22 protein-coding genes, 1 pseudogene and 1 riboswitch are annotated in these 24,101 nt (G+C 45.4%); of the genes and pseudogenes, 11 read left to right on the top strand and 12 right to left on the bottom strand.

Going from position 1 to position 24,101, the window contains the following annotated elements; all coding sequences use genetic code 11:
* Window positions 1-2: 2 nt before the first annotated feature.
* Both J4E06_RS06310 and J4E06_RS06305 read right to left on the bottom strand, forming a co-directional pair.
* A complete protein-coding gene (locus tag J4E06_RS06310) occupies window positions 3-998 on the bottom strand; it encodes a CBASS cGAMP synthase (RefSeq protein WP_349523187.1) in 996 nt (331 codons plus the stop codon).
* A gap of 6 nt (window positions 999-1,004) precedes the next feature.
* Window positions 1,005-1,997, bottom strand: coding sequence for a CBASS cGAMP-activated phospholipase (locus J4E06_RS06305; RefSeq protein ID WP_349523186.1), 993 nt, complete (start codon window positions 1,995-1,997; stop codon window positions 1,005-1,007).
* Between the two features lie 312 nt (window positions 1,998-2,309).
* On the opposite strand from J4E06_RS06305, the gene J4E06_RS06300 reads away from it, so the two are divergent.
* Entirely contained in the window at window positions 2,310-4,061 is a 1,752-nt protein-coding gene (locus J4E06_RS06300) for an anti-phage protein (protein WP_349523185.1), read from the top strand.
* Between the two features lie 19 nt (window positions 4,062-4,080).
* On the opposite strand, the pseudogene J4E06_RS06295 reads toward J4E06_RS06300, so the two are convergent.
* Window positions 4,081-4,194, bottom strand: a pseudogene (locus tag J4E06_RS06295) (ATPase); the annotation flags it as partial.
* A 203-nt stretch (window positions 4,195-4,397) separates the two neighbouring features.
* Window positions 4,398-4,490: riboswitch (TPP riboswitch) on the top strand.
* 70 nt (window positions 4,491-4,560) lie between these two features.
* On the opposite strand from J4E06_RS06295, the gene thiM reads away from it, so the two are divergent.
* From thiM to J4E06_RS06265, 6 genes are read left to right on the top strand one after another with little or no spacing between them, the layout of a single operon-like run.
* Window positions 4,561-5,364, top strand: a complete 804-nt coding sequence (gene thiM / locus J4E06_RS06290) for a hydroxyethylthiazole kinase (protein WP_349523184.1) — start codon at window positions 4,561-4,563, stop codon at window positions 5,362-5,364.
* Window positions 5,361-5,999 carry a thiamine phosphate synthase gene (gene thiE / locus J4E06_RS06285; RefSeq protein WP_349523183.1) on the top strand — a complete coding sequence of 213 codons (639 nt, stop codon included), beginning with the start codon at window positions 5,361-5,363 and terminating at the stop codon, window positions 5,997-5,999. Before thiM ends, thiE begins: the two co-directional genes overlap by 4 nt.
* A complete protein-coding gene (thiD, locus tag J4E06_RS06280; RefSeq protein ID WP_349523182.1) occupies window positions 5,996-6,829 on the top strand; it encodes a bifunctional hydroxymethylpyrimidine kinase/phosphomethylpyrimidine kinase in 834 nt (277 codons plus the stop codon). Before thiE ends, thiD begins: the two co-directional genes overlap by 4 nt.
* On the top strand, window positions 6,816-7,466 hold the full coding sequence (tenA, locus tag J4E06_RS06275) for a thiaminase II (protein WP_349523180.1): 651 nt from the start codon (window positions 6,816-6,818) through the stop codon (window positions 7,464-7,466). The genes thiD and tenA overlap by 14 nt, the downstream gene beginning before the upstream one ends.
* Window positions 7,457-8,104, top strand: coding sequence for an HAD family hydrolase (locus J4E06_RS06270; RefSeq protein WP_349523179.1), 648 nt, complete (start codon window positions 7,457-7,459; stop codon window positions 8,102-8,104). Before tenA ends, J4E06_RS06270 begins: the two co-directional genes overlap by 10 nt.
* Window positions 8,105-8,142: 38 nt before the next feature.
* Window positions 8,143-9,060: a ketopantoate reductase family protein gene (locus J4E06_RS06265; RefSeq protein ID WP_349523178.1), complete on the top strand. Its 918-nt coding sequence runs from the start codon at window positions 8,143-8,145 to the stop codon at window positions 9,058-9,060.
* Between the two features lie 129 nt (window positions 9,061-9,189).
* Here J4E06_RS06265 and J4E06_RS06260 read toward each other — a convergent pair whose 3' ends face one another.
* The 6 genes from J4E06_RS06260 to J4E06_RS06235 all read right to left on the bottom strand — a co-directional run bounded on the left by J4E06_RS06260 (window position 9,190) and on the right by J4E06_RS06235 (window position 14,624).
* Window positions 9,190-9,504 (bottom strand): hypothetical protein, encoded by a 315-nt coding sequence (locus J4E06_RS06260; protein ID WP_349523177.1) that lies wholly within the window; start codon window positions 9,502-9,504, stop codon window positions 9,190-9,192.
* Window positions 9,505-9,603: 99 nt separating this feature from the next.
* A complete protein-coding gene (locus J4E06_RS06255) occupies window positions 9,604-10,266 on the bottom strand; it encodes a P-loop NTPase family protein (RefSeq protein ID WP_349523176.1) in 663 nt (220 codons plus the stop codon).
* Window positions 10,263-10,802: a hypothetical protein gene (locus tag J4E06_RS06250; protein WP_349523175.1), complete on the bottom strand. Its 540-nt coding sequence runs from the start codon at window positions 10,800-10,802 to the stop codon at window positions 10,263-10,265. Before J4E06_RS06250 ends, J4E06_RS06255 begins: the two co-directional genes overlap by 4 nt.
* Window positions 10,803-10,804: 2 nt before the next feature.
* Window positions 10,805-11,083 (bottom strand): helix-turn-helix domain-containing protein, encoded by a 279-nt coding sequence (locus J4E06_RS06245; protein WP_349523174.1) that lies wholly within the window; start codon window positions 11,081-11,083, stop codon window positions 10,805-10,807.
* A gap of 283 nt (window positions 11,084-11,366) precedes the next feature.
* Window positions 11,367-12,206 carry an RteC domain-containing protein gene (locus tag J4E06_RS06240; RefSeq protein WP_349523173.1) on the bottom strand — a complete coding sequence of 280 codons (840 nt, stop codon included), beginning with the start codon at window positions 12,204-12,206 and terminating at the stop codon, window positions 11,367-11,369.
* Between the two features lie 12 nt (window positions 12,207-12,218).
* The gene (locus J4E06_RS06235) at window positions 12,219-14,624 is read right to left on the bottom strand and encodes an aminotransferase class I/II-fold pyridoxal phosphate-dependent enzyme (RefSeq protein WP_349523172.1); all 2,406 of its coding nucleotides are present in this window, start codon (window positions 14,622-14,624) and stop codon (window positions 12,219-12,221) included.
* A 198-nt stretch (window positions 14,625-14,822) separates the two neighbouring features.
* Between J4E06_RS06235 and J4E06_RS06230 the strand changes: the two genes are divergently transcribed.
* The 4 genes from J4E06_RS06230 (at window position 14,823) to J4E06_RS06215 (ending at window position 17,003) form a co-directional block, all read left to right on the top strand.
* Window positions 14,823-15,206 carry a DUF7793 family protein gene (locus J4E06_RS06230; RefSeq protein ID WP_349523171.1) on the top strand — a complete coding sequence of 128 codons (384 nt, stop codon included), beginning with the start codon at window positions 14,823-14,825 and terminating at the stop codon, window positions 15,204-15,206.
* 12 nt (window positions 15,207-15,218) lie between these two features.
* On the top strand, window positions 15,219-16,145 hold the full coding sequence (locus J4E06_RS06225) for a helix-turn-helix domain-containing protein (RefSeq protein ID WP_349523170.1): 927 nt from the start codon (window positions 15,219-15,221) through the stop codon (window positions 16,143-16,145).
* A 96-nt stretch (window positions 16,146-16,241) separates the two neighbouring features.
* Window positions 16,242-16,694: a MauE/DoxX family redox-associated membrane protein gene (locus tag J4E06_RS06220; protein WP_349523169.1), complete on the top strand. Its 453-nt coding sequence runs from the start codon at window positions 16,242-16,244 to the stop codon at window positions 16,692-16,694.
* A gap of 54 nt (window positions 16,695-16,748) precedes the next feature.
* Window positions 16,749-17,003, top strand: coding sequence for a DUF6520 family protein (locus tag J4E06_RS06215; RefSeq protein WP_349523168.1), 255 nt, complete (start codon window positions 16,749-16,751; stop codon window positions 17,001-17,003).
* A gap of 119 nt (window positions 17,004-17,122) precedes the next feature.
* Here J4E06_RS06215 and J4E06_RS06210 read toward each other — a convergent pair whose 3' ends face one another.
* From J4E06_RS06210 to J4E06_RS06200, 3 genes are all read right to left on the bottom strand, one after another.
* Window positions 17,123-19,426: a zinc-dependent metalloprotease gene (locus tag J4E06_RS06210; protein ID WP_349523167.1), complete on the bottom strand. Its 2,304-nt coding sequence runs from the start codon at window positions 19,424-19,426 to the stop codon at window positions 17,123-17,125.
* A 73-nt stretch (window positions 19,427-19,499) separates the two neighbouring features.
* Window positions 19,500-20,939, bottom strand: coding sequence for a RagB/SusD family nutrient uptake outer membrane protein (locus J4E06_RS06205; RefSeq protein ID WP_349523166.1), 1,440 nt, complete (start codon window positions 20,937-20,939; stop codon window positions 19,500-19,502).
* Window positions 20,940-20,955: 16 nt separating this feature from the next.
* The gene (locus tag J4E06_RS06200) at window positions 20,956-23,988 is read right to left on the bottom strand and encodes a SusC/RagA family TonB-linked outer membrane protein (protein WP_349523165.1); all 3,033 of its coding nucleotides are present in this window, start codon (window positions 23,986-23,988) and stop codon (window positions 20,956-20,958) included.
* Between the last annotated feature and the right edge of the window lie 113 nt (window positions 23,989-24,101).

The raw sequence follows: 24,101 nt of genomic DNA, 5'->3' as shown, positions 1-24,101 counted from the left end.
TGTTAAGCTGATTTATTGTCCCTGATTATATCAGGTATGACAAATGACTTCGCCAATTGCTCGTCATCCTCCACAATGTTGGCACAGGGAAATCGGCTTCCCAAATGCCGTTGCCATTTGGCACAGGCATCTTTTTTGCTTTTAATTTCAATGGCCTGCCTACCAGAAATGATGAAGTTGTCCAGGGCTTCCAAAAAGTTCTTCTTTCTCGTTTCTGAGGCATATTTATCCATCAAGTTTTCGGTAGTGTCTACAGTAGGCCTATAACAGCTGTAGGAAGCAGACCAAAACTTGACATCATCAATTGCCTCCTGAATGTTTTCCAAGGTCTTCAAAAGAGCCTCATCATCCCTTTCCATGGGCGTAAAATGTTGTGCGGCAAGAATCGTGAACACCATTCCACTGGGAAGTTTTAAATAAGACTTATTGTCTGTCCAAGCTTTTAAATACCGAATTATCCGTTTCAATTGGTCCTTGCCACTGGCCTCATTGTCAAACCATTTTCGAAAGGCGTAGGGGTCACTTTCAATCCATCCCTTGCTTTTATGGGCCAATTCGGGTATGTCCTCGGAATCAAAAAAGTATTCGTCATTGGTGTCGGTCGTTTTATAATAGATAGGTAAATCAACATGGTAGTTATTGGCATATTGTACCCGTACACAGGTGTTCTTGTCAATTGTATTTTGGTCGGTTCTGTCCTTCACCGCATCATATATCCAATTATGGGCCGTCTGTGGGGTGGGTCGATCTTCTTCAGTTCCAAAAATATAAACGCCGTCGTCAATATCATATTCCCCACTCAAAGGCAATATACAGGTGTTAGTCGAAAATGACCCTTGGCCTTTGTATTTTACAGTATGTCTATCACGTTTCTCATTGAAGTACTTAGTGATATCTTCCCTAATAGAATTTCTAGAAGTCCTTAGTTCAGCTTTTTTCTTGGGAATCAAGTAGATGATATCATTGAATTCTATAAAGGTCTTATGTAAATTTGCCATTTCGTATCAGTTTGTTTTGTATGTTTTTTTAGCTTCGAAAAACTGTTTTATTTCTTCTTTTTTTCGCCAGATGATACCCATGTCGTTACCCTTTCCCTTGAGCAGGTTAATCGACTGCTTTGTGGCCTTGTCCAATTTTACTACACTTTGCTGCTCCGGGGATAGGATGTCACTAGGCACACGTATGTGCTTCACAGGAATCGCATTGATTTCGTGCACCTTGGACATGAAGTACTCAATAAATTTTGCCTGACTAGTAAGCATAGCATCGAAGAGCTCGTCCCTCCAATCAATGAATGCACGTTCCCTGGTCAACCCAGTGTTTTTTCCAACCGTGTTTGTCAAGCTGCTTATGGAAAGAATTTGGACCTCGTCGTATTCCTTATCCTCGCCAACGAAATAAGTCAGTGCCTCTATAAAACCGACGATGCTGGGGTTGTTCGCATAAATGCCTCCATCAACAAACTGTTTGTTATCATAGTCCTTAAATTCCGCCAATGGAAAATACGTGGGGGCTGCTGAAGTGGCGAGTGCCACATCTACATATCTTGCCTTGTTATCACGGCTTAGATTACCTTCCTTATGGTCGTATTTGAAGACAAAAGGTCTGGCGTCGGTCAATGAATAGCTGGGAATGCACAGCAGACAATTACTCTCGCCTATCTTGTGGTCTCCAAAAGTAGCTTCAAGTGCCTCCTTCAATGCATTGTCACCATATTTTCCCCCTCGAAAAGTTTGTTTGAAAATCCCCCATGCTTTTGACTGTGGTGGAAAAATCAGTGCTCCTTTTTCTTCATAAAGTTTGGAGATTTCAGAAGCCTTTATACTCAATGAAAGTGACAATCCTAAAATTCCACCTGTAGAGGTTCCGCAAATCATGTCAAAGTAGTCCACAAGATTGCACTGAAATTCCTCTTCAAAATGCTCTAAAATCTTGGAGCTATACAATCCCTTAATTCCACCCCCATCTATGGAGAGTATCTTAAATGGTTTTTTCATAATCATTTGGTTCTCAAAAATATAACAAATTTCATGCCCAATGACCTTATCTTTACTTAAATCAAAATACTACTTTTAAAATGACAACTTGTCCTATTAATATTACAGCTTTGTCATGGTCGGTTGATTTAGTCTTGAATCAAAGGCGATAAAGTCTGCTAGTCTTGTTTCTATCTTCATAAAGCCGGTTGTATTGTTTTGTAATACCTCTAATAAGTAGTAATTTGAATGTCTAAAGGGATAACTAAAATAGACCATAACCAATTAAAGTGGTTAACTGGCATGGTCATTATACAACAAGTTGAGAAATAAATGTCAAATACCATAAAACTTTTTATGTGGGGTTATCAACACCACATGCAAAGCTCGCTTCAAATCGAAGCAGAACAGTTTTTCACCAGAATTGATAAAAACTTAAATCCGAAGATATTTCTATTAGGAGTATTAATTGAGGATAGGGAGGATAGACATGATATATGCCTAGAGCCTGAAGATTGCGGGTATAACATCCATACCTTTACTGGTCTTAGACAATTAGCAGAAGAACTAGAAAAAGTGGATCCCGAAGGGCAAATTTTTCACACTCATCCTGTAGCACAAGAGGGGCATAATAAGCGCATTAGTAACAAATCCTTCATTAATGCTATAAAAAAGGTTTTGGAGCGTGTTGATTTTGATGATCAAACCGATAAGCATGTTTCTTATCCAACCTATATTGAAGGTTTCTTAGTCTTTACCATACTCGAGGTACAAAAAGAAGCACTTAGCAAATATTATTCGTTGACAAAGGAAAAGTTTGATAATCGTTTCAGAATACATCGCTCATTGATTGAGAGTGCCATTGATGTTTTTTTAAAAGAAAGTTCCAATGCCTTGAAAGACCCTTACCGGGGTTTTGAAGCCATTAATAGACGCCCAGAGGAGATGTTGCGTGAATCAGGAAAACAATTTATGTATACCGTTTCACATGTGGGAGGTAATTTTGAGGGGCTACATGGCTTGTATGATGCCTGCAACACCATAGCCTCCATGAGATATGAGGGGGCAGAGGGGTTCGGTAAACTTGCTATTGCCCATAAGGATCATATGAACTTGAGGTTGACTTTAGAACTTGAAAGCCCTATAAAAGCTAGTGATTATCGTAAGGTCAGAAAGTTTCTAGAACTATCAACAGAAAATTCTATTATTATATCCGATTCCGCTTTAATATATGGGCTTGGTGAATTGGTTGGCAAATATAACCCAAAGACGGAGTCCCTATTTATTATTGATTTTATCAGCCATTTTAAGTGGCAGGTTTTACATGATGACAATCCCTTAATGGTTGTGGAATACAAATTGCCCAATGTCACAAAAGAACGAATAAATAGATTGAAGTTTTACTCAGATTTGCCACGAATTTTTAAGTCTATTAAAAAAAGGCAAATTGATGATTTATGGGATGTTACCATGCAGGCCACACAGCAAAAACATGGCACCATGCTGGTGATTACCAGCAATGCCCAAAATGAATCTATACGGCTTGGAAAACAAAGCTTTCCAATAAAACCAATGAAACTTTCTCCAAATATTATTCAACAAATTACTTCAATAGATGGCGCTGTTTTATTGGATAAAGATTCCACATGTTACTCGATTGGTGTGATTTTAGATGGTTTGGCCACGGAAAAAGGGGATGCATCTAGGGGTTCTCGTTACAATTCGGCCGTCCGATACTATGAACAATTTTACAAAGAGCATCCTATGGTGATAGTAATTATTTCAGAGGATGGTATGATTAATTTTATTCCTCAGTTGAAACCTCAAATAAAACATTCTGATATAATTGATAAAATTGATGGCTTAAAAGAACTCAATAAGCTTGAAAAAGTTGAAAGAAAAAAGTATTATCCTATACTAAATTGGTTGGAGAATCATCGTTTTTACTTGAGAGAAAATGAGTGTTCGGAAATCAACAAAATAAGGAAAGAATTGGAACAAAAAGAGAAAGATTCGAGTAGTGTTTGGATTGTGCGTAATAATTTCATTCCCAATCCAGAAATGAATGATAGTTATTACATATGAAGAACTTTTGGGGTTCGTATCATCTTCTTTTATCAAATGCTTTGGAATTAAACCCTACCAAATTAAACAATTCCCGCATTCTGGACCTTACCCGGGTACCATAGCGTTCTTCAAGTTCTTGGGGATTGAGGTTAATGCTAGGAGACTTACGGGGCTTAGAAGATTTTCAATCTTGGGGTAATGAAATCACTGGACGGATAAGAACACTGGGTTTTGTCTGGGCGTAGTGCGGGGTCTGTCTCTCTCCTGCTTCCCAATAATAATGAATTTCGCTGAAGCGTGGATTTAGTGGATTCACTTCGTCCAATGCATATTGGGCAATTATGCGTATATTCGTGCATGCTTTAGGGGTATTCTGAAAAGAATTGAGAGAGTCCCTTGGAACCTGATACGGCTCACACCGACGTAGGGAAAAGCGAAATTTGGCATCACTTGGTGATGTGACTTTCCTTTTGTTTTCCGATTTGCTCCTAAGGCCATTTTAATTTGAATCAAGAAAATGGTTATGGAAAGAAATCTCTGGAAACACATTCAATTCTTAAGATCAAAATCCCCACTGGTACACAACATTACCAATTATGTGGTAATGAACAATACGGCCAATGCACTTCTGGCGGCCGGGGCATCCCCGATCATGGCCCATGCCAAATCCGAGGTCCGTGATATGGTCGCCCTTGCACATGCAACGGTCATCAATATTGGCACCTTGGACGAATATTGGTGCGAGGCCATGCTTTTGGCCACCGAGACCGCCCATACATTGGACAAACCATGGGTCTTGGACCCCGTCGGTGCGGGCGCCACCCCTTTCCGGGACAACATATTGCACGAGTTGTTGAACTTTAAACCGACCGTCATCAAGGGCAATGCCTCTGAGATCATGGCATTGGCGCAAGCCAGCCAGGGACCCACCAAGGGAGTGGACAGTACCGCAGCGAGTGATGAGGCCGTGGAAGCTGCCCATTCTGTTTGCTCAGCATACAATGCCATTGTCTGTATATCCGGGACCACGGATATTATCACAGATGGTGCGCAAAAAATCCAAATAGCCAATGGAACGCCCTTAATGACCAAGGTGACCGGAATGGGCTGTACCGCATCTGCACTTATCGGTGCTTTTCTCGGAGTTGTGGAAGATAACACCGAGGCCGTGACCGCGGCAATGACCTTGTTGGGCATAGCTGGGGAACTGGCCGAAAAACAATCGAAAGGCCCAGGCACCTTACAACTACATCTTCTGGATATGCTCTATAATATATCCGAAAAGGAATTTTACGATCATATCAAGCTATTGAGACCATGAAACTCCATTCCGAATTCCCTTACCCATTGTATTTGGTCATCTTGGAGGAAGCTTGCAAAGGAAAGGATATGTTTAAGGTTGCTGAACAGGCTATCCGCGGAGGTGTCGATATCCTCCAATTGCGTGAAAAGAAGCTGCCTGGGCATCTGTTTTTGGAAAGGGCACAACGGTTAAGGGAGGTCACGGAGAAATACGGTGTCCCGTTGATCATCAATGACAATCCAAAGATAGCCTCCCAGGTGAATGCCGCCGGCATCCATGTGGGGAACAAGGATGCCCGTCCCACCGCCTTGAGACAACAGCCCTATTTTCAGGATAAGTTGATTGGGTATTCGATAGAGTATTTGGCACAACTGGATAACGAGCAAACAGCCATGTCCGACTATCTCGCGATAAGCCCAGTGTTCAGGACCGATACAAAAAGGGATACCGTAACGGAATGGGGATTGGAAGGGGTTGCCAGCATACGTGAATTGACGCAAAAACCATTGGTGGCCATTGGCAATCTCCACAAAGAAAATGCAAGGACTGTCATCCGGGCCGGTGCCGACTGTATCGCCGTGGTATCGGCAATATGCGGAGCGAACTGCCCTGAGAAAGCAGCTTATGAACTAAAAAATGCAATCACAGCATGAAAAAATATACTTATCCCTCGGTATTGGCCATTGCCGGTTTTGACGGAAGCGGTGGGGCCGGAATACAGGCAGATATCAAAACGATATCGGCACTGGGGTGCTATGCCACAACGGTGCTCACGGCCCTGCCCATACAGAACACCCAAGGGGTGCGGAAGATCTATCCCATTCCCGTTGAAGCCGTTGGCGACCAAATCGCAGCGGTCATGGACGATATAATGCCCGCAGCCATAAAAATAGGAATGGTGCACACCCCTGAATTGGTGCAAACCATAACAAACACCTTAAAAAAATATCAAGAGGTGCCCATCGTATTCGACCCGGTCATGGTCGCTACCAGTGGCCATCGTCTTATCGAAGCGGATACCATCGATGCCCTGGTCGAGCAGTTGCTGCCCATCGCAACGATCATTACACCGAATATGGACGAGGCGTCCCTATTGGCCCATATGCAGGTGAAGACATTGGAAGAAATGCGGACTGCCGGGGAACGAATCAAGGAACTGGGGTGCAACAGTATCCTTATGAAAGGGGGGCATCAGGAAACCTCAAAGATCACTTCCCTGTTTTTTGACCGGAAGGATAAATGCCATCCCTTTGAAGTGTCTAAAATTGCAACGAACAACACCCATGGTTCAGGCTGTACCCTGTCGTCGGCCATAGCCTCCTATCTGGCACAGGGCAAAACCTTGTATGAAGCCGTTGATCTTGGACAACGCTATGTGCACCATGCCATTGACAGCGGAAAAAATGTACGGACCGGAAAAGGGAACGGTCCCCTGAACCACTTTTTTAACCCTCAAAAAATGATCAAAAATGAAATGGACTGAACAGACCTGGAAAAAAATAGATAAAAATTATAATGCCATTCTGAACATGCCCTTTGTCCGAGAGTTGGCGAACGGCTCCCTGCCCAAGGCCAAATTTCAATTTTATATGGCGCAGGATTCCCTCTATCTGGAGCATTTTGGCAGGGCGCTTGCACTGATAGGTGCCAAATCTCATGATATTGGGGATGCATTGGCCTATATCCGTTTTGCGGAAGGTGCCATGGTCGTGGAAAATGCGCTTCACGAATCCTATTTTGAGGATTTTGGGGTAACAGATAAGGGTACGATACAACCGGCATGCCACCACTATACCCACTTTTTAAAGAGCACGGCAGCCTTGGAACCTGTGGAAGTGGCCATGGCCGCCACCCTCCCTTGCTTTTGGATCTATAAAAAAGTGGGCGATTACATATACAACGGCCAACACATAGCCAACAACCCCTACCAACGATGGATCGATACCTATGGCGGGGAGGAATTTTCCGATAGCGTACAACGTGCCATTATGATCTGTGACCTTGCGGCCGAGCGTACCACCCCTGGGACAAGAGCTCGAATGACCGAAGCCTTTATCCATGCATCGTATTTGGAGTACCATTTCTGGGATGCGGCATACATAGGAAGAACATGGAACTGATGTTCAGGGACAAAAAAGCGGTCATCTTTGATATGGACGGGGTGTTGGTGGACAGTGAAGGCATCTGGAAGCAGGCCGAATTTGAGGTCTTTTCCTCGCTTGGGGTCTCGGTGACGGAAAAAGGGAGCCTGTTGACCCGGTCCATGACCACCAAGGAAGTCACCCGGTTCTGGTATGAACAGTTTCCCTGGAAGGGAAGAACGCTCCCCGAGGTGGAAGAGATGGTCATCCAAAGGGTCGTGGAACTGATCCGCTCAGAAGATTGCGTCATCAAGGGGATCAGGGCCTTTATCACAAAGCTCAAAGCACAACACTATAAAATAGGGCTTGCGACCAATGCACCCGAAAAAATCATCCCAACGGTATTGGAAAAAACCCAGACCAGGCTTCTTTTTGATATAATTTCATCCGCAGATCGTGAAGAAAAGGGCAAACCGCATCCGGCCATATACCTCAATACGGCAAGGAAACTGAAGGTCAAGCCCCAGGAATGTGCAGTAATTGAGGATAGTCGGACAGGAATGAAAGCTGCCAACCGTGCAGGCATGACCGTGATCGCCTATACCAAGGGAAACAAAAACATGTCCTTCGATTTGGCCGATTATGAAATAGACCGGTTTTCAGATGGACTAAGGTGATTTTTTTGGACTACAGGTCCATTCTAAAAAATTAAACTATGAAAAACTCAAAAATTTACATTGTTGGCTCGGGAGCCATTGGAAAGGCACTGGCCGTATTTTTACAACAGGAAAACAAACAAGTCGTACTGGTCAGGGGCAGTGTGGACCATATACCCGACGTGGAAGATACTATTACTGTTGTTGGAAAAGACAGCACGTTTAAACAAAGGATCATCACGACCACATTTAATGGTTTGCAGGCCATCAATGGCATTGTTTTGATAGCGGCCAAGGCATTCGCCAATACGGAAATCGCTGGAAAGTTAAGGGACAAAGAAGGAGATTTTTCCATAGTTCTCCTTCAAAATGGACTTCATGTGGAACGCCCCTTTCAAGGGTTTGATAAGGTATATCGCTGTGTCCTGTTTTCCACCAGTCAAATAACGGGCGACAACAAGGTTACCTTTAAATCAGTTACGTCATCGCCCTTAGGAAACTTACAGGGAAATAATGATGGCCTTGAAGATGTGGTCGATAAGATCAACACCCCCTATTTCAGTTTCCATAGCGAACCCGATATCACGCGACACATATGGACAAAGGTCATTGCCAATTGTGCCTTCAACTCCATTTGTCCATTGCTCGAAACCGATAATGGAATTTTTGTCAGAAATTCCAAGGCTGCACAACTGGCTCGAACCGTTATTGAAGAGTGTGTTTCACTGGCACAAAGACAGGGAATCGACCTGGATAGTGACATGATAGAGAAAAACCTAATGCTCATAAGTCATCGGTCGGATGGCCAGTTGATTTCCACGTATGTGGACATCATCCATAACAGAAGGACGGAAATCGAAAACTTGAATTTGGAGGTGTCCAGAATGGCCGACGATCTAGGAATACCGGAAACTGTGACGCATACGAGGTTACTTGGGGAGTTGATCCAATTAAAGTCGGCCATCAAAATGAAATAACCATTTCCATGATGTGTTGATTGGATAAAAACGCTGTTCAGCACAGCTCCCCGTTCCGTGTGTTTTCAGCGCTGGAGGAATTTCCTTGAAGACCATTGGGGCAGGCACTTCCAAGGGCATGTGGTAAGGTCATATTTTTGTCGGCAGGATAAAATCTTTGTCCACGGGCTGGTAGCGGTAACTGCCCCCATCCTCAATTCTGATGACCTTGTATTTAGTAGCCTCGTTGATCTCCCTGATGGAATTGGTGTAGTACAATTTGACATACACTTTGGGATTGTTGAAATATGGAGGGGTTCCCCGGAGCTCTTCGCCTTCTTGGACGCCTACGATAAAAAGTACCTGACCGATGGAACGCCAGGTGCTTTCCCGAATATAATAGCCATAAGTTTTATTGTTCCGATAATATTGTTCGTAAAGGCTCAAGGCTCCTTTTGGATCCATACTGATATTCTTTTATCCTTGCTCTTTCTGTCAAACCCCACCAAATTGAACAGTTAGCTCGTGGCGTTGATATTGTTTTTTAAAGGTACTCATGAATGTTCAACTCCTTTTGTCAGTCGACTTGGCATCGAAACTGATCAAGTTGAACATTTCCCGCATCCGAGAACGTACACGATTGCCATAGCGGTCTTCCAGTTCTTGGGCATTGAGGTTGGTGGTGGCATGTGTTTTACGTTTATCGTTGATAAAGAGTTCGTGTCGGGAGAGCAGTATTTCCCCTATGACATTACAATCTTGCCCAAAATGCCGTCCCGTGGGTTCGACGCCGAGATCATCGAAACAGAAAAACTGCGAACTGCCATAATCTTCTATGGTCTTATAGCCGATATGGTTGAACCCGAACACGATGTTCCGGCAGGGGATAACTTCATACGGTCTTTGGTGGGGGACGATGTACTTCAGTAGCTTCATAAGGCTGGTCTTGCCACAACCTACGGGCCCGGACAAAAGGAGTCCTTTGTGGATGTCAATCCCTAGTTGGGCGCAGCGGGCCTTATCCTGGATAAAATAGAGGCAGAGTTTGTAGAGGATTTCCCGGTCTTCATGGTGAATCTTGAATTTTTTGCCGAAAAGCAATTTACCTTTGGCATTGAGGTAGATAAGGATTTTTTCAAAATTATAGTGAATCTCTCTGCCCTTGAGGGTGCCCAGCGGGTATTGAACGGCTCCTTCGGTGATGATATGTGGAGCATGGTACTTCACAGGGGTTCGTTGTAGTTTTTGTGGTTCTTGGTCTTTAGGTTGTCCCGATATGGGACACTGGCCTTCTGTTTGCTTCCGTTTTCAAAATCCTCAAAATCCAAATTTTTGAAATCGTGCGGTTTGTTATTGTTTTTTTGGTTTTCCAAGGTTTGTATATGTTTGTTTATAGGTACCACTGCTTGTCCATTGCTTGTCCCGATTTTGGTCTGGCTTTGGTCCACCACTTGTCCAGTACTTGTCCCAAAATCGAACATCTTGATTCTACTCCCTTTGAAAGGATTGTGGGATGGGGTGTAAACGATATAACTCCAATGGTGGAGCTCCTTGATACAACGATGGTAGGTGGATTTGGATCCGATCTTGGCATACTGCATGACCTCGTCCCGGTTGATAAAGAACTCCGGTTTAAAGTAGTTGGTGTTCCAGAATTGAAACAAGGCCACATAGAGACTGATATGTGTGGGATTGAGTCGACTGTCCTTGGAGAATTGTTCAAAAACTCCATTGAGATGTTTGATATAATTGACTTCTTCCAAACCTAGATACGATTATGTATCTTGTTCTGTTCCAATACCTCCATGATCTCATGGTACTCGTAGTAGAGGACGCCACCGATCTTGGTATAGGGCAATGTGCCATTGATGCGTAAATTTTGCAAAGTACCGGGAGAAATGCCCAAGAGTTCCCGAACCTCGTTGGATTTTAGCCATTTTTTGGGCGTTGGGCCGTTGTGGTTTTGCAATAGTTCCTTGATGTCCTCCAAAAGTTCCACTTTGAACTCCATCAGGTCTTGTGTTGTGATAATGGTCGCTCCCATAGTTTCTGAGTTTTAAAAAGAAGGACCATCGCATTACTCTCATTTCATTTGATGGCCCTTCCGTTGATTTGACTTTCACTACAAAACTCAAAAAGGTTTTTGGAATAACTTCCCAAGTTGGGACCCACCTTGGGAAAGATTTTTGCAACATAAAATTTGATTACAAATGGAATGATTTGACACATAGCGATCAATTCTATTGTCCAATATGGTCAAAAAAAGTGCCCGAATCTGGCCAAAACCAAAACTCCCAAGGTGGGTACCCACCTTGGGAAAAATGAGCTCACTCGTCCAGGGATTCCATACGCTGGTTAAGCAGTTCAATGAGCCTGTCCAAAAACCTAGTTTTACTGGTCTTTCTAGATCGAATCTCGATAAAGGTATGGTAGTAATTGCCGAGGTCGATATTGTAAAAATGTTCAAAATGGGAGGCCATTTCCTTGATATCGACCGTACCGCCATTAATGGATTCACTGGCATGCAGCGCATATAACAGTTCGATCAGATCGGTCTTGCTCCCTGTCCAAAATAATTTTGAAGGTTTTTCCATAGGTGTGTTTTTTGTAGGTTCGAGGGTATTGTTCAAATCGTCTACCTCCTTTCTCAAGTACACGATCAGCATATCATAGGCCATGATGGTGGCCACCGTACCATCTTGACAAGTGGAGAACTGTTCATCTATCAAGAAATGGAAGGATTCCAAGGGCAATCTCAAATCACGGTTTCCGCGGACAAAATATTGTTCATCCAAAGACATGGCACCGCGTCGGTAATAATTATAGAATTCCAAATTGTCATTGAAGAAAGCCTGTAACTTGTCAATCTGGTTCTGGAGATACTTTATCTGGGCAGCATTGTTTCCTCGGGGGCGCTTGCTCTCAATACTGAAGAGTCTGGCGTAATAGATCAGCTTACTAAAGATCTGGGGCTTGACATGTTTGAAAAAGTAGATCTCATCGGCTTGTGTGGCGAAGGTCTTTCCGGTAATCTGTTTTTGCAGTTTTCGGATACATTTCTCCACAATTGCAATGCCCTTTTCGGCCTTGAAGAGTACATCCCCGTTCCCGCTTTCCAAGGTATCCAATTGGCCTTCAAATTCCGATAGCAGCTTTTGGTACTTCATGACAACCGGCCATTAGTGCTGCCCTTCCATGACCCCGATCATTTCCAGGATGAAATTGTCGTTGGTCTGCAGATAGGCATATTTTTCATGGACCGTCGCTCCCAGTTTTCTTTTTTCAAAGGAGGCCGTCATCCCAAAATCTATTTTGGGGATATCCAGTTCAATCGCACGTTCAATGGTCCAGTACAACAATTGTCGGTAGGTGGCATAGGTTTCCAATAGGTCATAGTCGATGCCCACAAAGGCTGGCACATAGACAGCATTCTGATTGGTATAACAAAACATCACCCCGAGGATGGTTTTGGGTTTCCCTTTTGGGGTAAGCACGATAAATTCCCAATGTTCATTTTCGTTCATCCGATCAAACAGTTGGTCAGGAAATGAAAAGGTATTGAGGCCAAGGTTACGTTTTTGTACCTCGCCAAAAAGGCGTTTGAACTCCTGTATTTGGAAAGCATCGGACTTGGAGATGATCTCGGATTGGATCAAGTCAAAAAACGGTTGGATATCCTTTCGAAAATGCCTACGGTTTCTGGAAGACAATTGTTCGATATACTTGGTCATGGAATCAACCCCAGTTAGGTCAACGGTGCAGGAATTGGGCATCTGCACCCGCAAAAACCCATGACCGTACAATGCTTCGTTCCAAGTAGATTCTGCTCCAAAGTCACGCAGCACGGTCATTTTTGCACCCAACTGGTGTTCCATTTTTTCCAAAAATTCCAACAGGCCGTCCCTTGCAGCACCGCCCAGTTCGTGGGATTTGTCCCAATACAGGTGGTTCCCTTCGGTAAACAAACAACCCAAGGACAGTACCGTGGAGGTCAAATGATAAGGCTTTTCCAACCGCTCTTGTTCCATGGCAGCAGATATTTCTGCTTGGGCGAGCATGTCATCCTTCCAAAGGGAAAGGACCACAAAGGTCATCAAAATGGGAGTGTCATTGGAATCCTTGATGATCACATATCGGAATAACCAATTGTGTTCCTTACAAGCATTTCCTTGAAAAGCCGCTTCCAAAAATTGCAGTCCTTCCCAATCATACACTCCTTGTCCTCCCATATAGCGGTTCCACTGTTTTTCATCTACCTGATCGATCGTGTCCAAAATTTCGATGGTCAGTTCGGTTGATACCTGCGGTTTATTTTGGATCTTGGGTTCCAATGTAAAGGCATGGAAGATCCTTTCGGAACTCGTCCCGGTCTCTTCCAGGGCCAATGGAAAATGATGCTCCATGGCTTCCACCAATCCTTTGATCTCGGCCTTTTCATTATGCCTTGAGATGGTAATCCGAACCCCAGTGTTCTTGACCGGTACAGCAGGAAAAATTCCCAGATTTACATAGAATCCTTCACCCATCAATCGGTTCACAAAATTGTACCCGGTCTTGGGCATCCCGGTCCCAATGTAGAATACCGGGGATTCGTTCCGATCGATCAAGGGCAGTTCGGTAGTGGACAGGCATGCATTAAAATAATCGATGCGTTCCCGTAATTCTTGCTGAAGCTCATAAATCTCTTGGGAAAGATGGATCTTGGCCGATGCAATGGCCGCGCCGACCGAAGCGGGTTCCAATTGGGCCGAAAAGGTCAGGGGACCACCAAAGGTCTTTATCTTATCGTACCTATCTGGATTGGAACAGGCCAATACCGCACCACTGGCCCCAAAAGTCTTGCTCAGGGTGCCGAAGAGGAGTACATTTTCGGGCAGTTCCCCCAATTTGTCCAAGACATAACCTGTACCCTTCTCCCCCACCCAACTCATGCCGTGCACATCATCAAAATAAAAGTGGAGCTGTGGATACTTCTTGGACAATTCCATCAACTCGTTTACCGGGGCATAGTCCCCGTACATGGAGTAGATCCCATCGGCCATATACCAGATGTGTCGTTTGGAATGTTGGTACTTTTTGATCTTGTCCTCCAACATATCCAAATGATTGTGCCGTATCATTTCGATGGGGACACTCCGTGTCTTGAGCATCTTTGCAGCATTCTGCACGCTCCAATGTACCTGATGGTCCAAAATAATGACATCACTATCTTCCACAGCACTGGGAATCACCCCTAAATGCCCCAAGGTACTGTTCTTGGTAATGATAATGGGATGTCTGTACATTTCACGGATATAATCTTCCAACTCTTTGTAAAGCGGATTGGAGATATAGGACTTGGAAAGTGGAAACTGTGTCCCGTATTTATCAATGGCCTCCTTGGCGGCCTCTTTTAATCGAACATCCTGTTCCAGTCCCAGATACCCTGTGGTCCCAAAATGGTACAGTTCCCTTCCGCCGACCTCTATGGTCCTACCTGAAAAGGACTCGCCACCGGCATACAGGTGGAGAACCCCTGCCTGTTTGGCATCGGTAAATACTTCATGTACGGTGTTCAAAAAATTGTGGTGTTTGATCTTTGCCATATCGTTTGGTTTAAATTGTCCTAAAAAGTAATGGCTATTGTCAGATTAACGATAATTGAATTATGATATAATCCTTTTGAGATAACAGATACTCCTTTTTAGATAACTCTATAGCCTACTTTGAATGAGATATGACCGTTTCAATTCATCCAATTACAATATTTTTGTAAATTCCAGTTGCTAACCAGTTTTCTACAAATGAAAAGGACACATGAAAACAACTATGCGATTTATCTCCTGACCGATGAGCTGATGCACGTCATTTATAAAAAGGTGCCCCTCATTGACCTGAAGGCGGCACAGTTGATTGTTCAGGACCGGATGTACTTACAGGAAGGTAGGGAAATGCCGGTGCTCTGTGATATTAGGGATGTGAGGACTATCAATAAAGCGGCGCGGGATTATTTGGCCCTGGAGGGTTCACTTTGGATCAAGGCCCTGGCCTTTTTGATCGACCCGCCCGTAACGGACGATCTCAGTATCTTTTATATGGACACGCATCCGTCAAAAACACCCACGGCATCCTTTGTCAGCAAATCAGAAGCCCTGGCCTTTTTGGCAAAGCATACCTACAAAAACTAGAAACTAAGGTGTATGGAGAATAACGATGATTTTAGGGTTAAGCGAATCAAGAAAATGCTCTTGGAAATGGCCAAAGGCAATTTCTTCTACACCCTTGAACCTTCCGATAGGAATGACAACATCGCTTCTTTGGTGGTCATGCTCAATATGGTCAGTGAAGAGATCCGGGCAGCCTTTATCCACCAAGGTTTTGCCAATGCCCACACCACCCCACAATGTATCATTCAACTGTCCCTAATCTTGGATGACCGTGGTCAAATTGAACTGGTCACCAACGGCACCTGCTCCCTATTGTCCTATCTACCCAAGGATCTTATCGGAAAGCCTATCACTGAATTTATGACCGAAAAGTCCAAGGAAAAATGGGCCAAAAGGTTGTCCAAGCACCTGAAAAGAAAGCGGTCTGAAACGGTTTTGTTTCTGGAATTCAAGACCAATGACGGTCTTTTATTGGCCAAGGATTGTCAACTTTCGGTCTACCAAGCATTGGATGGGAGCGGTCAAAAAATCCTATTGAATACGGTTTTCTTTTCCAAAGGGGAACCTTTTGAAACGGGACTTCCCAAAAAGACGCTCAAAGTGACCAAGGGAACCAAGGAACATAAGGTCACCTTGACCCCAAAAGACATCCAGATCATCCGTGGTGTCCATGACGCCATCATCAACAATCTGGACAAGGACCTTCCCTCCTTAAAGGAGTTGGCGCATCAAGAGGGTACCAATGAGTACAAGTTGAAATATGGGTTCAAACAAGTGTACGGTACGACCATTTTTCGGTTTTTGATACAGGAACGTCTTAGAATGGCAAGGACCCTTATACTTCATAGCACCCATACCATAAAGCAGATTGTTCAAATGACAGGCTTTAAGAGCAAGACCCATTTTTCAAGGGCATTCAAGGATAAATATGGGCGTTCCCCAAGCGATTTACGGTCCTAACTACTTCAAAAACATTGATTTAATCCGTTTCGGATAACAATTGCTCCCTAAGGGATAAACCAGACTCCCGAACTTTGTCATATCAAATCAAACGATATGTCGAATCAAGGAATCCATAATACACTTGCTACCCTGTCGAGCCTTTTACTGACCATCCTTTTTGTATATACAGCGGTGAGCAAACTGATTGATCTTGATACCTTTCAATGGCGTTTGGAGCGGATGCCCTATATATCCCCCTATGCTTCTTTGATTGCATGGGCCGTGCCTTTTCTGGAATTGACCATTGCTGGCTTATTATGGTTCCCCAGATACCGAATCTTGGCACTATATGCCAGCTTTATCCTTTTGGGATGTTTTACCCTATACATCGTTTTTGTTTTAAAATTCAGTGATTCCATCCCCTGTTCCTGTGGCGGAGTCATTTCGGCCCTGGGATGGAAGGAACACATCCTATTGAACAGTTCCTTTATGGTCCTTGCTCTATTGGGCATCCTTTGGTCCAAGAAACAATATAACAAGCAAATACACCAAGATACTGCGCAGTGACAGGGGAAGCCGAAAACCTATAAGAGTAGGCATTAACTTTTAATACCAAGTATTATGAAATCTAAATTTTTAAAACTTGTTTTACCGGCCTTCGCCATTTTGTTGGCGGTGGGCCTTGCATTTGCCACTGAGGACAAAAATGTCCTTCAGGATGCGCACTATTATGATGCTGTGGACCAGGAATGGAAGTCCGTCACAGCGGAAGAAGGCTGTGGTGAGATTGGGAATACTCCGTGTCTCTATGAAGGTTATCAGTTGTATTCCATGCCAAGTTTTGGCGGCATACCTTTGCGTAAAAATGCACTGTAATCGTGAGCATTGCCAAATCAAAAGGTGCCTCTTCCAAGGCACCTTTTTCACTAACTCAAAATACATCCATCAACCAGGGGCATTTCTCCCATGTCCATGGAATTCTTTATTACAATTGCCTACACCTCATTGATCATTAACAGACATCGTTGCCAGTGCGCTTTACTGTTTGCATCCCATTTCTTTTTCAGCCCCTTTTTTATTTCTGTTTTTAAATCCAGCAATTGCCCCAGTGCTTGGGCCTTGATATAATCGGAATGGGCATAAAAACGTTGTCCAGGATCCAAACCAGGTCTTTTTTGTTGAATGGACCTGATCAATTGCCTAATGTAAAGAATTTGAAGGGCTTGCCTCCTTCCATCCACGCTGTCTATGTCGGATTGCAATTCCAAAAACAACCCTGATTGCAATTGGTTTAGAAAAGTTTGGACCATGTGTTCAGTGGCAAGACAACTCTCCATATACTCCAGTCGCTTCAACCGGGGTGCCATAAGCAGTTCCGGTAAAAGCCTTTGTTGGTATTCCGATACCTTATCAGGGAAGGTGGAATACCTGGTATTTATGTGAAAACTGGGGTGGGTCAACCATTTCGGAGGGTCAAAGGCATTTACCAATAGAAAATCAAGGGCCTCCATTTGTTTTTCCCATGGAATCGGGCTGTACATTTTCCCCCCTTGACCCAAGGGCTTATATTGGATATCATATCCCCCGATCAGTGTCGAAACGTGTACCATATGGTTATGCCACAGTTCCAAGGTTTTTTCATACAAACGCTCCAATCTCGCATTGTCGTTTTGGTCTTCGGTCGCCTTGGGCAAAAGTGCTACCACCCGTTCCAAGTTTTTTAAGGCCGATTCAGTGCTGCGGACCGGGTCGTTGGTCTCGACCACCTCATTGGAAGTTGCCGGGCCAATGGTTTCGAATGTTGCATCGATGAATCGATACCAGGGAACGGAATCCTGCCATCGAATCATTTTTTCCAAGGCCCTGTTTTCCCGCTCCGATGACATTTCCTCCGGAAACTCTGTATAGGCCCACTGGATATTGTATCGATCCGCTGGACCCACCCTTTGAAACAACAGATGTGGTGGAATACTGTCCTCCGGTTGTGGAATGTTCGATGGCCTGGTATAATTCATGATGCTTGGCGTATGCCCCATTGTCCGTAGCCACACGCTATCGTTCATTTTCTCCCAAGGGTAGGCATATTCCCCATAGTTGGCATCCTTGAGCCCAAAAACATGACCTGCTTCATGGGCCGCTGTCACTTGGAACATGGAACCGGTGATTTCATCGGGAAAGGGAAATTGTTGGGCCCTTTTGTCCAAGGGCGCAGCACGGACAAAATACTTTTCCATAGCGGTCCGTTCCGAGACGCCAATAAAGATGTCTCCGCGTAAGATTTCCCCCGTCCTCAAATCAATGATGTTGGCCACGGTCCCCCCATAATCCTCATATTCGCAACCTCTCATATACTTTTTTTTAGACCAGTACACGATATTGGAATGAATGCTGTGTGCCGTCCATTCATCAAGACTGTCCAATGCTTTGACCACCAAGGCATCTTTGAAACCGGCAGACTCAAATGCCGGCAACCACTCCTCTATTCCGGCCTTGACATATGGCCTCCACTTTTTGGGAATTTCCGGGGACAGCAAAAAAGTGATGGTTTTTTTGGGAACACTGACCTCTTGGTCCTTATACTTCTTTTCCAGTCGCCATCTGGCAATATTGGCCAAGCTATTTCTCATATGGAAGTGTATTCCTGTGGTTTCTTCATCATAGAATCCCATCCGATAATCGAACCTTCTTGCCTTCATGGGATCGGGTAAGGGAGCAAATCCATAAAAAATGGGAATCGACACCTTCGATCCGTCCTTGACCAATCCCCTTCGGGTCTTGATGACCACTTCATCTACCATGTTTTTGGCCCCCATCAACAAGCTGATTTCAGGTGCCAATTTTTCAGAAAATCCAGGCTCCCATTCAATCATTTGTTGCAGTACCAAGTCGGTAATGTTCACCGTATAGGTTTCAGGTTGCTCCTTTCCCTTTTCCAAGGGAAAGATGGCCAGAATATTGTCAGTAAGGGAAAATTTCGGTTTAATGGGAATTGTAATGCCTGCGGTGGATCGAATGGCCGGCATTTTCAGGAGCATCTTATCTCCTTGCAATGACCAGACCACCTGAATGAACTTCCGATCACTTCCGAGTCCATAGCGAACAAACAGGACCGGTAGATCCAAAGCTTCCTTGGGAATGTTCAGAAATAACTGATCTCCTTCTACCCTAACCTTCAAAAATGGGTTTTCCTCCGCTGTAAATCCAACGTAGTGACCATTTGCCAGAATTGCCGACTTATTCTTTGCCAAAGCCGATATCGGAAGGGTCACTGCACACATCAAAATAAGTAAACTTCTCATGGTCAAAATCAAATTGGAATAGTTTACTGCGCGGGCAGGTTCTGAACCTAAGGGCACTGCGTCAATTATTTTTTTAATATCCATTATTCTGTGGCAATAGCTTGGGATTGGCCTCCAACTCGGATTCGGGTATGGGCAACAGCACATCCGTTGCCTGCCAATTGGGTTTTAAAGCACTCATCACTTGGTCGGCCATACCGGTACGTTGGAGATCGAACCAGCGCAGTCCCTGTTCGGTGAACAGTTCCACCCTTCGTTCTTGGAGAATGGCCCCCAACAGCTCATCCTGGGTATTGGCTGATGTTTCCGGTAGACCGGCGCGGCCACGAATGGCATTGAGATCGGCTTGTGACCCAGCCAAGTTCCCCAAGTGTACCCTCGCCTCGGCACGGATCAGATATTGTTCCGCCAATCGGAACAGAATGGAATACTCCAAGGATTCGGTTTCGTTGATATCTGCTTTGTACTTGTGTGCAAAGTACAGGGTAATGGTGTTGTCCAAATCCGACATACTGCCGACCCAATGGTCCTTTCGCATGTCATCGGTTTCAAAGGCCGTCAACAAATCCTCGGTCAAAGCATAGGACTGTCCCGGAATGGAACTGATGATCAACTGTTCGCCCTCCCTTGTGTTCAAGGGAAACTCGGTATCGGCCTTGAGCTGCCAGATCGTTTCTTGTGAATCCTTGAGGAACACCTTGTCCAGGTCGTTTTCCAAAGAACGGGAATGGATAAGGTCCGTGGCCAGGGATGCCGCTATTTCCCATTCCTCCTCATAGAGGTATATCCTCGCCAATAGCGCCTTGACCACATCAAGATCGGCGAGAACCCTTTCACTTGAAGTAAAATCGATCCCATCCAAGGCATCTGCGGCCTCGGTAAGATCACTGATGATATGGGAATAAACCTCCGATGCAGGCATTCGGGACACCTTCCCGTTCGCCCTATAATCGGTAGCAGTGATATAGGGGACATCCCCAAAGGCCAACACCAATTGGCTGTGCAGGTAAGCCCGGACGAACAGGGCCTGTCCCAAGAACTTATTTTTTTCATCCGTGGCCAGCGCTTCCGAAGCTTCCACACCCCTTATAATATCATTGGCCCCATAAACCAGGTGGTATGCCCGTCGCCACCAATTTGTTGTGATGCCGTTTCCTGCAAGGACATCATTTTGGTATAGCTGGATCAAATCGGCACTGAAACCGTAATAGTCCAATTCATCACCATATATGCCCAACACGGGTGTCACCCCGTTGGTTCCGGACACCATGCCCTGTTCCCGCATTCCAAAATAAAGATTGGCCATCGCGGACTCCACTGTGGACGCGTCATCGAACACGGTCTTGGACACCAGGGTGTTCTTTGGGGGATCCACATCCACAAAATCGGTGCACCCTGCAATGTTCAGGATCAAGACCAAGAATAGGAATCCTTGCATCCTCCCTTGATGGGCTTTGACCATAGTTGCCCCATAAAGGGGTTTTCCATACATCTTTTGTATCAAATATTTCATTCGTATCGGTTTAAGGTTAAAAACTGAGTTTAAGTCCAAGGGTCATCTGACGCAATGGCGGCAATCGGGTACTGGTGGGTTGCTCGGGATCCGGTCCCTTATAGCCCGTAATGGTCCAGAGATTCTGTCCCTGAAGGTATACGTCGATGTCAAGGCCCGGCTCCAACAAGGGTATCCTATAGTTCAGGGATATGTTCCGCAAACGGACAAAAGAGGCATCCGAAACGGCGGCATTGCTTTGCAACTGGAAATTGTCCAGACCTCCCGTGGGTATCAGCCCGCTATAGGCCCTTGAGAAAGGAGCCGAATCCCCGGGCTGCTGCCAACGGTCGTACAGGTCCACGGGGACATTCCCCTTACGCCCCGGAATAACGCCGAACTGTAGCGTATTGAAGGCCTTTTGTTTCTTGAACTGGAAAAAGACATCCAAGGTAAGATTGCCCAAACTGAGGGTGTTCCCCAATCCACCATAAAACTCCGGTGCAAGGTCCTCGATCCATTCTCGGTCCTCCAAACTGCTGATGTTCCCGTCCCCGTTAAAGTCCTCGAAGGTATAGTCCCCGGTTTCCAGATCGACACCCAGGGCTTGGTACAGTTTCACAATGGTCAAGGGTTCCCCTATGACATACCGATTGGCAAAAGTGGAGCTCTCCAATCCATCGAAGTCCACGAGCCTATTCTTGGGGATGGTCAGATTGGCTGTCGTAGTCCATTTGAATTTCTGGGATTGTACATTTATGCCCTGCAACTCCAATTCAAACCCTGTGTTCTCCACTAGGGCATCAAAGTTTCCGGTCAGTTCGGAAAATCCGGTGGTGGCCGCCAAGGGAATCCCGACCAATTGGTTGGAGGAACGGTTTTGGTACCAGGAGGCATTGAGCAGTAACCGGTCATTGAAAAAACCGAGTTCCAAGGCCGCCTCCATTTTCCGGTTCCCCTCCCATCCAAACAAGGGATTGAAGAGGCCCGTAGGCTCAATGATGGTCACCCCGTCATAATCATCCCCGGAAACGGAATAGGTGTCCAAGAAACGGTAATCCCCAATATTATCGCTTCCCGTCGTCCCGTAACTGGCCCTCAGTTTACCATAGCTCAACAATGAATCGTCCCTAAAAAATTCCTCTTCTGAAAACAGCCATGCAAGCCCTAGCGCTCCAAAGTTCCCGAACTGTTTGCCCGGTCCGAAGCGGGAAGACCCGTCCCTTCGTCCGGTCAGGTTGATGATGTACCTGTCCAGATACTTCAAGTTTACCCGTCCAAACACTGCATTATAGTTGTATTCGGTATCCGCATTTGAAAGGACCTCCAGGTTTTCTGCCGCAGCCATGTTAAGGATCAGTTCATTATTGGGAAAACCTTGCCCCCGTAGAGCGATTTGTTCCGTTGTCCGTTGTTGGAAGGTGGTTCCCAAAAGCACATCCAATGAAAACTTTCTCCATTGCTTGTGCCAGTTCAATTGGGGCTCCACGATCCATGATTCCCGCTTTGATGCATTGGTCATGAGGTAGGAATAATTCTGGGCCGTAAGCCCATACTGTGGATTTCTTGCGGAGGAAGGCATGACCCTGTAGGAATCCATTCGATAAGAGGTAAAGCCCATACTTGATTTCAGTTCCAGATTGTCCAAAATCGTATAGGAAACCACCGCATTGGATATGAGGGTGTTTGAAACTGCCGCATATTTTTCCTCCAGGGCGGCCATGGGATTTTCCCAGGTATTCCCTTCCCAGTTGATGTTCCCTTCCGCATCATATAGTTCTGGGGCATTGGGTTCCAAGGCGTATGCCTTGGGGGCAAAGTCCGCGCTGGGCAATTGGTTGTCCTCACGGGTGTAGGATGTTGATAGGCTGACCTTAAACTTGCCATCCTCGGAACGGTGGTTCAGGTTACTGTTCAAGTTGGCCCTTTTGTACCTAAAATCGCCCGGGAACACCGTGGTCTCTTTTTGATAGGCACCGCTGACCAAGAATTGTGTGCGTTCACTTCCACCGGACATGGAGAGTTGTGCATTGTTCCGGTAGGCCGTGCCCCCGATCAGTTCCTTTTGCCAATCGGTGTAACTATCCTGGTCCCATACGGTCACATCGGGCCAAAAGAAGTCCAGGCCCGGGTTGCCCAATAGATTGTCCACCCCATCATTGGCGATCCCTTCCCTTCTGACCTCCAGGTATTCCTCTGTTCTCATCAGGTCCATAAAATGGGACACTTGGCCAAGGGACGTGCTCCATCGGGCATCGAACCGGGTCTTTCCGGCCTTCCCCTTCTTGGTAGTGATAAGAACCACCCCATTGGCCCCACGAGATCCATAAATGGCCGTGGCATCCGCATCCTTTAAGACCTCGATGCTCTCAATGTCGTTGGGGTTGATGGCATTCAGCGGACTGATGTTTCCCCCGACGATAAAGTTGGACAAACGGGGCTCTCCCAAGGACCCGGAATCAAAGGGCACCCCATCCACGATGAACAATGGGTCCGTGGTCCCATTGATGAAATTCCTGCCCCTGACTTCAATGGAGAACCCGCCCCCGGGCACCCCTGCATCCTGGACAATATTGACCCCTGACATATGCCCTTGCATGGCCCCCAACGGATTCCCTACGGGCTGTTTATCGATTACAGAAGCCTTGACCGTGGCTATGTTCCCGGTACGTTCCCGCTCCGAAACCGAATAATAGCCAGCATTGAGCACTACTTCGCCCAACTGGGTCACATCCTCCTCCATAGAGACCAAAACCTCATCCCTACCCCCTATGGGCACGGAAAGGGTCTTGAAGCCGACCATGGAAAAGATCAGCACATCGGTAGGACCTGCATTAATCGTAAAGGAACCGTCCAGATCGGACATGGTCCCGATATTCTTGGATTCCACCACAAGGTTCACCCCGGCCAGGGGCTCTCCAGAATTATCTGTCACGATGCCGGAAACGGTGGCCTGTGGTGGTTCCAAGAAAGTGCCCGCTTGCACATTAAATAAAGAAAAGGGCATTAAAAAGACATATAGGAGCACAAGCAGGGTTCCCCTGCGTATGCGTATTGTTATGAGTTGCATAAATTGAGTTCTTTTAATTAAAGCGTTAGTTGTTCTCCACACTGCCCACGAAGTCCCGACAAAGTCGTAACTTACCTTAGGACATCAAGGTTCGGACATAGGCCATCCTGCCC

It is taken from the genome of Allomuricauda sp. NFXS6 (assembly GCF_040148835.1).
GTDB lineage: Bacteria > Bacteroidota > Bacteroidia > Flavobacteriales > Flavobacteriaceae > Flagellimonas.
This window is presented reverse-complemented; position numbering and strand designations above follow the sequence as displayed.

What these genes read in the sequence shown, in the direction of transcription:
- J4E06_RS06310 (WP_349523187.1), bottom strand. Translation starts at nt 998, where the DNA reads ATGGCAAATTTACATAAGACCTTTATAGAATTCAATGATATCATCTAC.
- J4E06_RS06305 (WP_349523186.1), bottom strand. Translation starts at nt 1,997, where the DNA reads ATGAAAAAACCATTTAAGATACTCTCCATAGATGGGGGTGGAATTAAG.
- J4E06_RS06300 (WP_349523185.1), top strand. Translation starts at nt 2,310, where the DNA reads ATGTCAAATACCATAAAACTTTTTATGTGGGGTTATCAACACCACATG.
- thiM (WP_349523184.1), top strand. Translation starts at nt 4,561, where the DNA reads ATGGTTATGGAAAGAAATCTCTGGAAACACATTCAATTCTTAAGATCA.
- thiE (WP_349523183.1), top strand. Translation starts at nt 5,361, where the DNA reads ATGAAACTCCATTCCGAATTCCCTTACCCATTGTATTTGGTCATCTTG.
- thiD (WP_349523182.1), top strand. Translation starts at nt 5,996, where the DNA reads ATGAAAAAATATACTTATCCCTCGGTATTGGCCATTGCCGGTTTTGAC.
- tenA (WP_349523180.1), top strand. Translation starts at nt 6,816, where the DNA reads ATGAAATGGACTGAACAGACCTGGAAAAAAATAGATAAAAATTATAAT.
- J4E06_RS06270 (WP_349523179.1), top strand. Translation starts at nt 7,457, where the DNA reads ATGGAACTGATGTTCAGGGACAAAAAAGCGGTCATCTTTGATATGGAC.
- J4E06_RS06265 (WP_349523178.1), top strand. Translation starts at nt 8,143, where the DNA reads ATGAAAAACTCAAAAATTTACATTGTTGGCTCGGGAGCCATTGGAAAG.
- J4E06_RS06260 (WP_349523177.1), bottom strand. Translation starts at nt 9,504, where the DNA reads ATGGATCCAAAAGGAGCCTTGAGCCTTTACGAACAATATTATCGGAAC.
- J4E06_RS06245 (WP_349523174.1), bottom strand. Translation starts at nt 11,083, where the DNA reads ATGGGAGCGACCATTATCACAACACAAGACCTGATGGAGTTCAAAGTG.
- J4E06_RS06240 (WP_349523173.1), bottom strand. Translation starts at nt 12,206, where the DNA reads ATGAAGTACCAAAAGCTGCTATCGGAATTTGAAGGCCAATTGGATACC.
- J4E06_RS06235 (WP_349523172.1), bottom strand. Translation starts at nt 14,624, where the DNA reads ATGGCAAAGATCAAACACCACAATTTTTTGAACACCGTACATGAAGTA.
- J4E06_RS06230 (WP_349523171.1), top strand. Translation starts at nt 14,823, where the DNA reads ATGAAAAGGACACATGAAAACAACTATGCGATTTATCTCCTGACCGAT.
- J4E06_RS06225 (WP_349523170.1), top strand. Translation starts at nt 15,219, where the DNA reads ATGGAGAATAACGATGATTTTAGGGTTAAGCGAATCAAGAAAATGCTC.
- J4E06_RS06220 (WP_349523169.1), top strand. Translation starts at nt 16,242, where the DNA reads ATGTCGAATCAAGGAATCCATAATACACTTGCTACCCTGTCGAGCCTT.
- J4E06_RS06215 (WP_349523168.1), top strand. Translation starts at nt 16,749, where the DNA reads ATGAAATCTAAATTTTTAAAACTTGTTTTACCGGCCTTCGCCATTTTG.
- J4E06_RS06210 (WP_349523167.1), bottom strand. Translation starts at nt 19,426, where the DNA reads ATGAGAAGTTTACTTATTTTGATGTGTGCAGTGACCCTTCCGATATCG.
- J4E06_RS06205 (WP_349523166.1), bottom strand. Translation starts at nt 20,939, where the DNA reads ATGAAATATTTGATACAAAAGATGTATGGAAAACCCCTTTATGGGGCA.
- J4E06_RS06200 (WP_349523165.1), bottom strand. Translation starts at nt 23,988, where the DNA reads ATGCAACTCATAACAATACGCATACGCAGGGGAACCCTGCTTGTGCTC.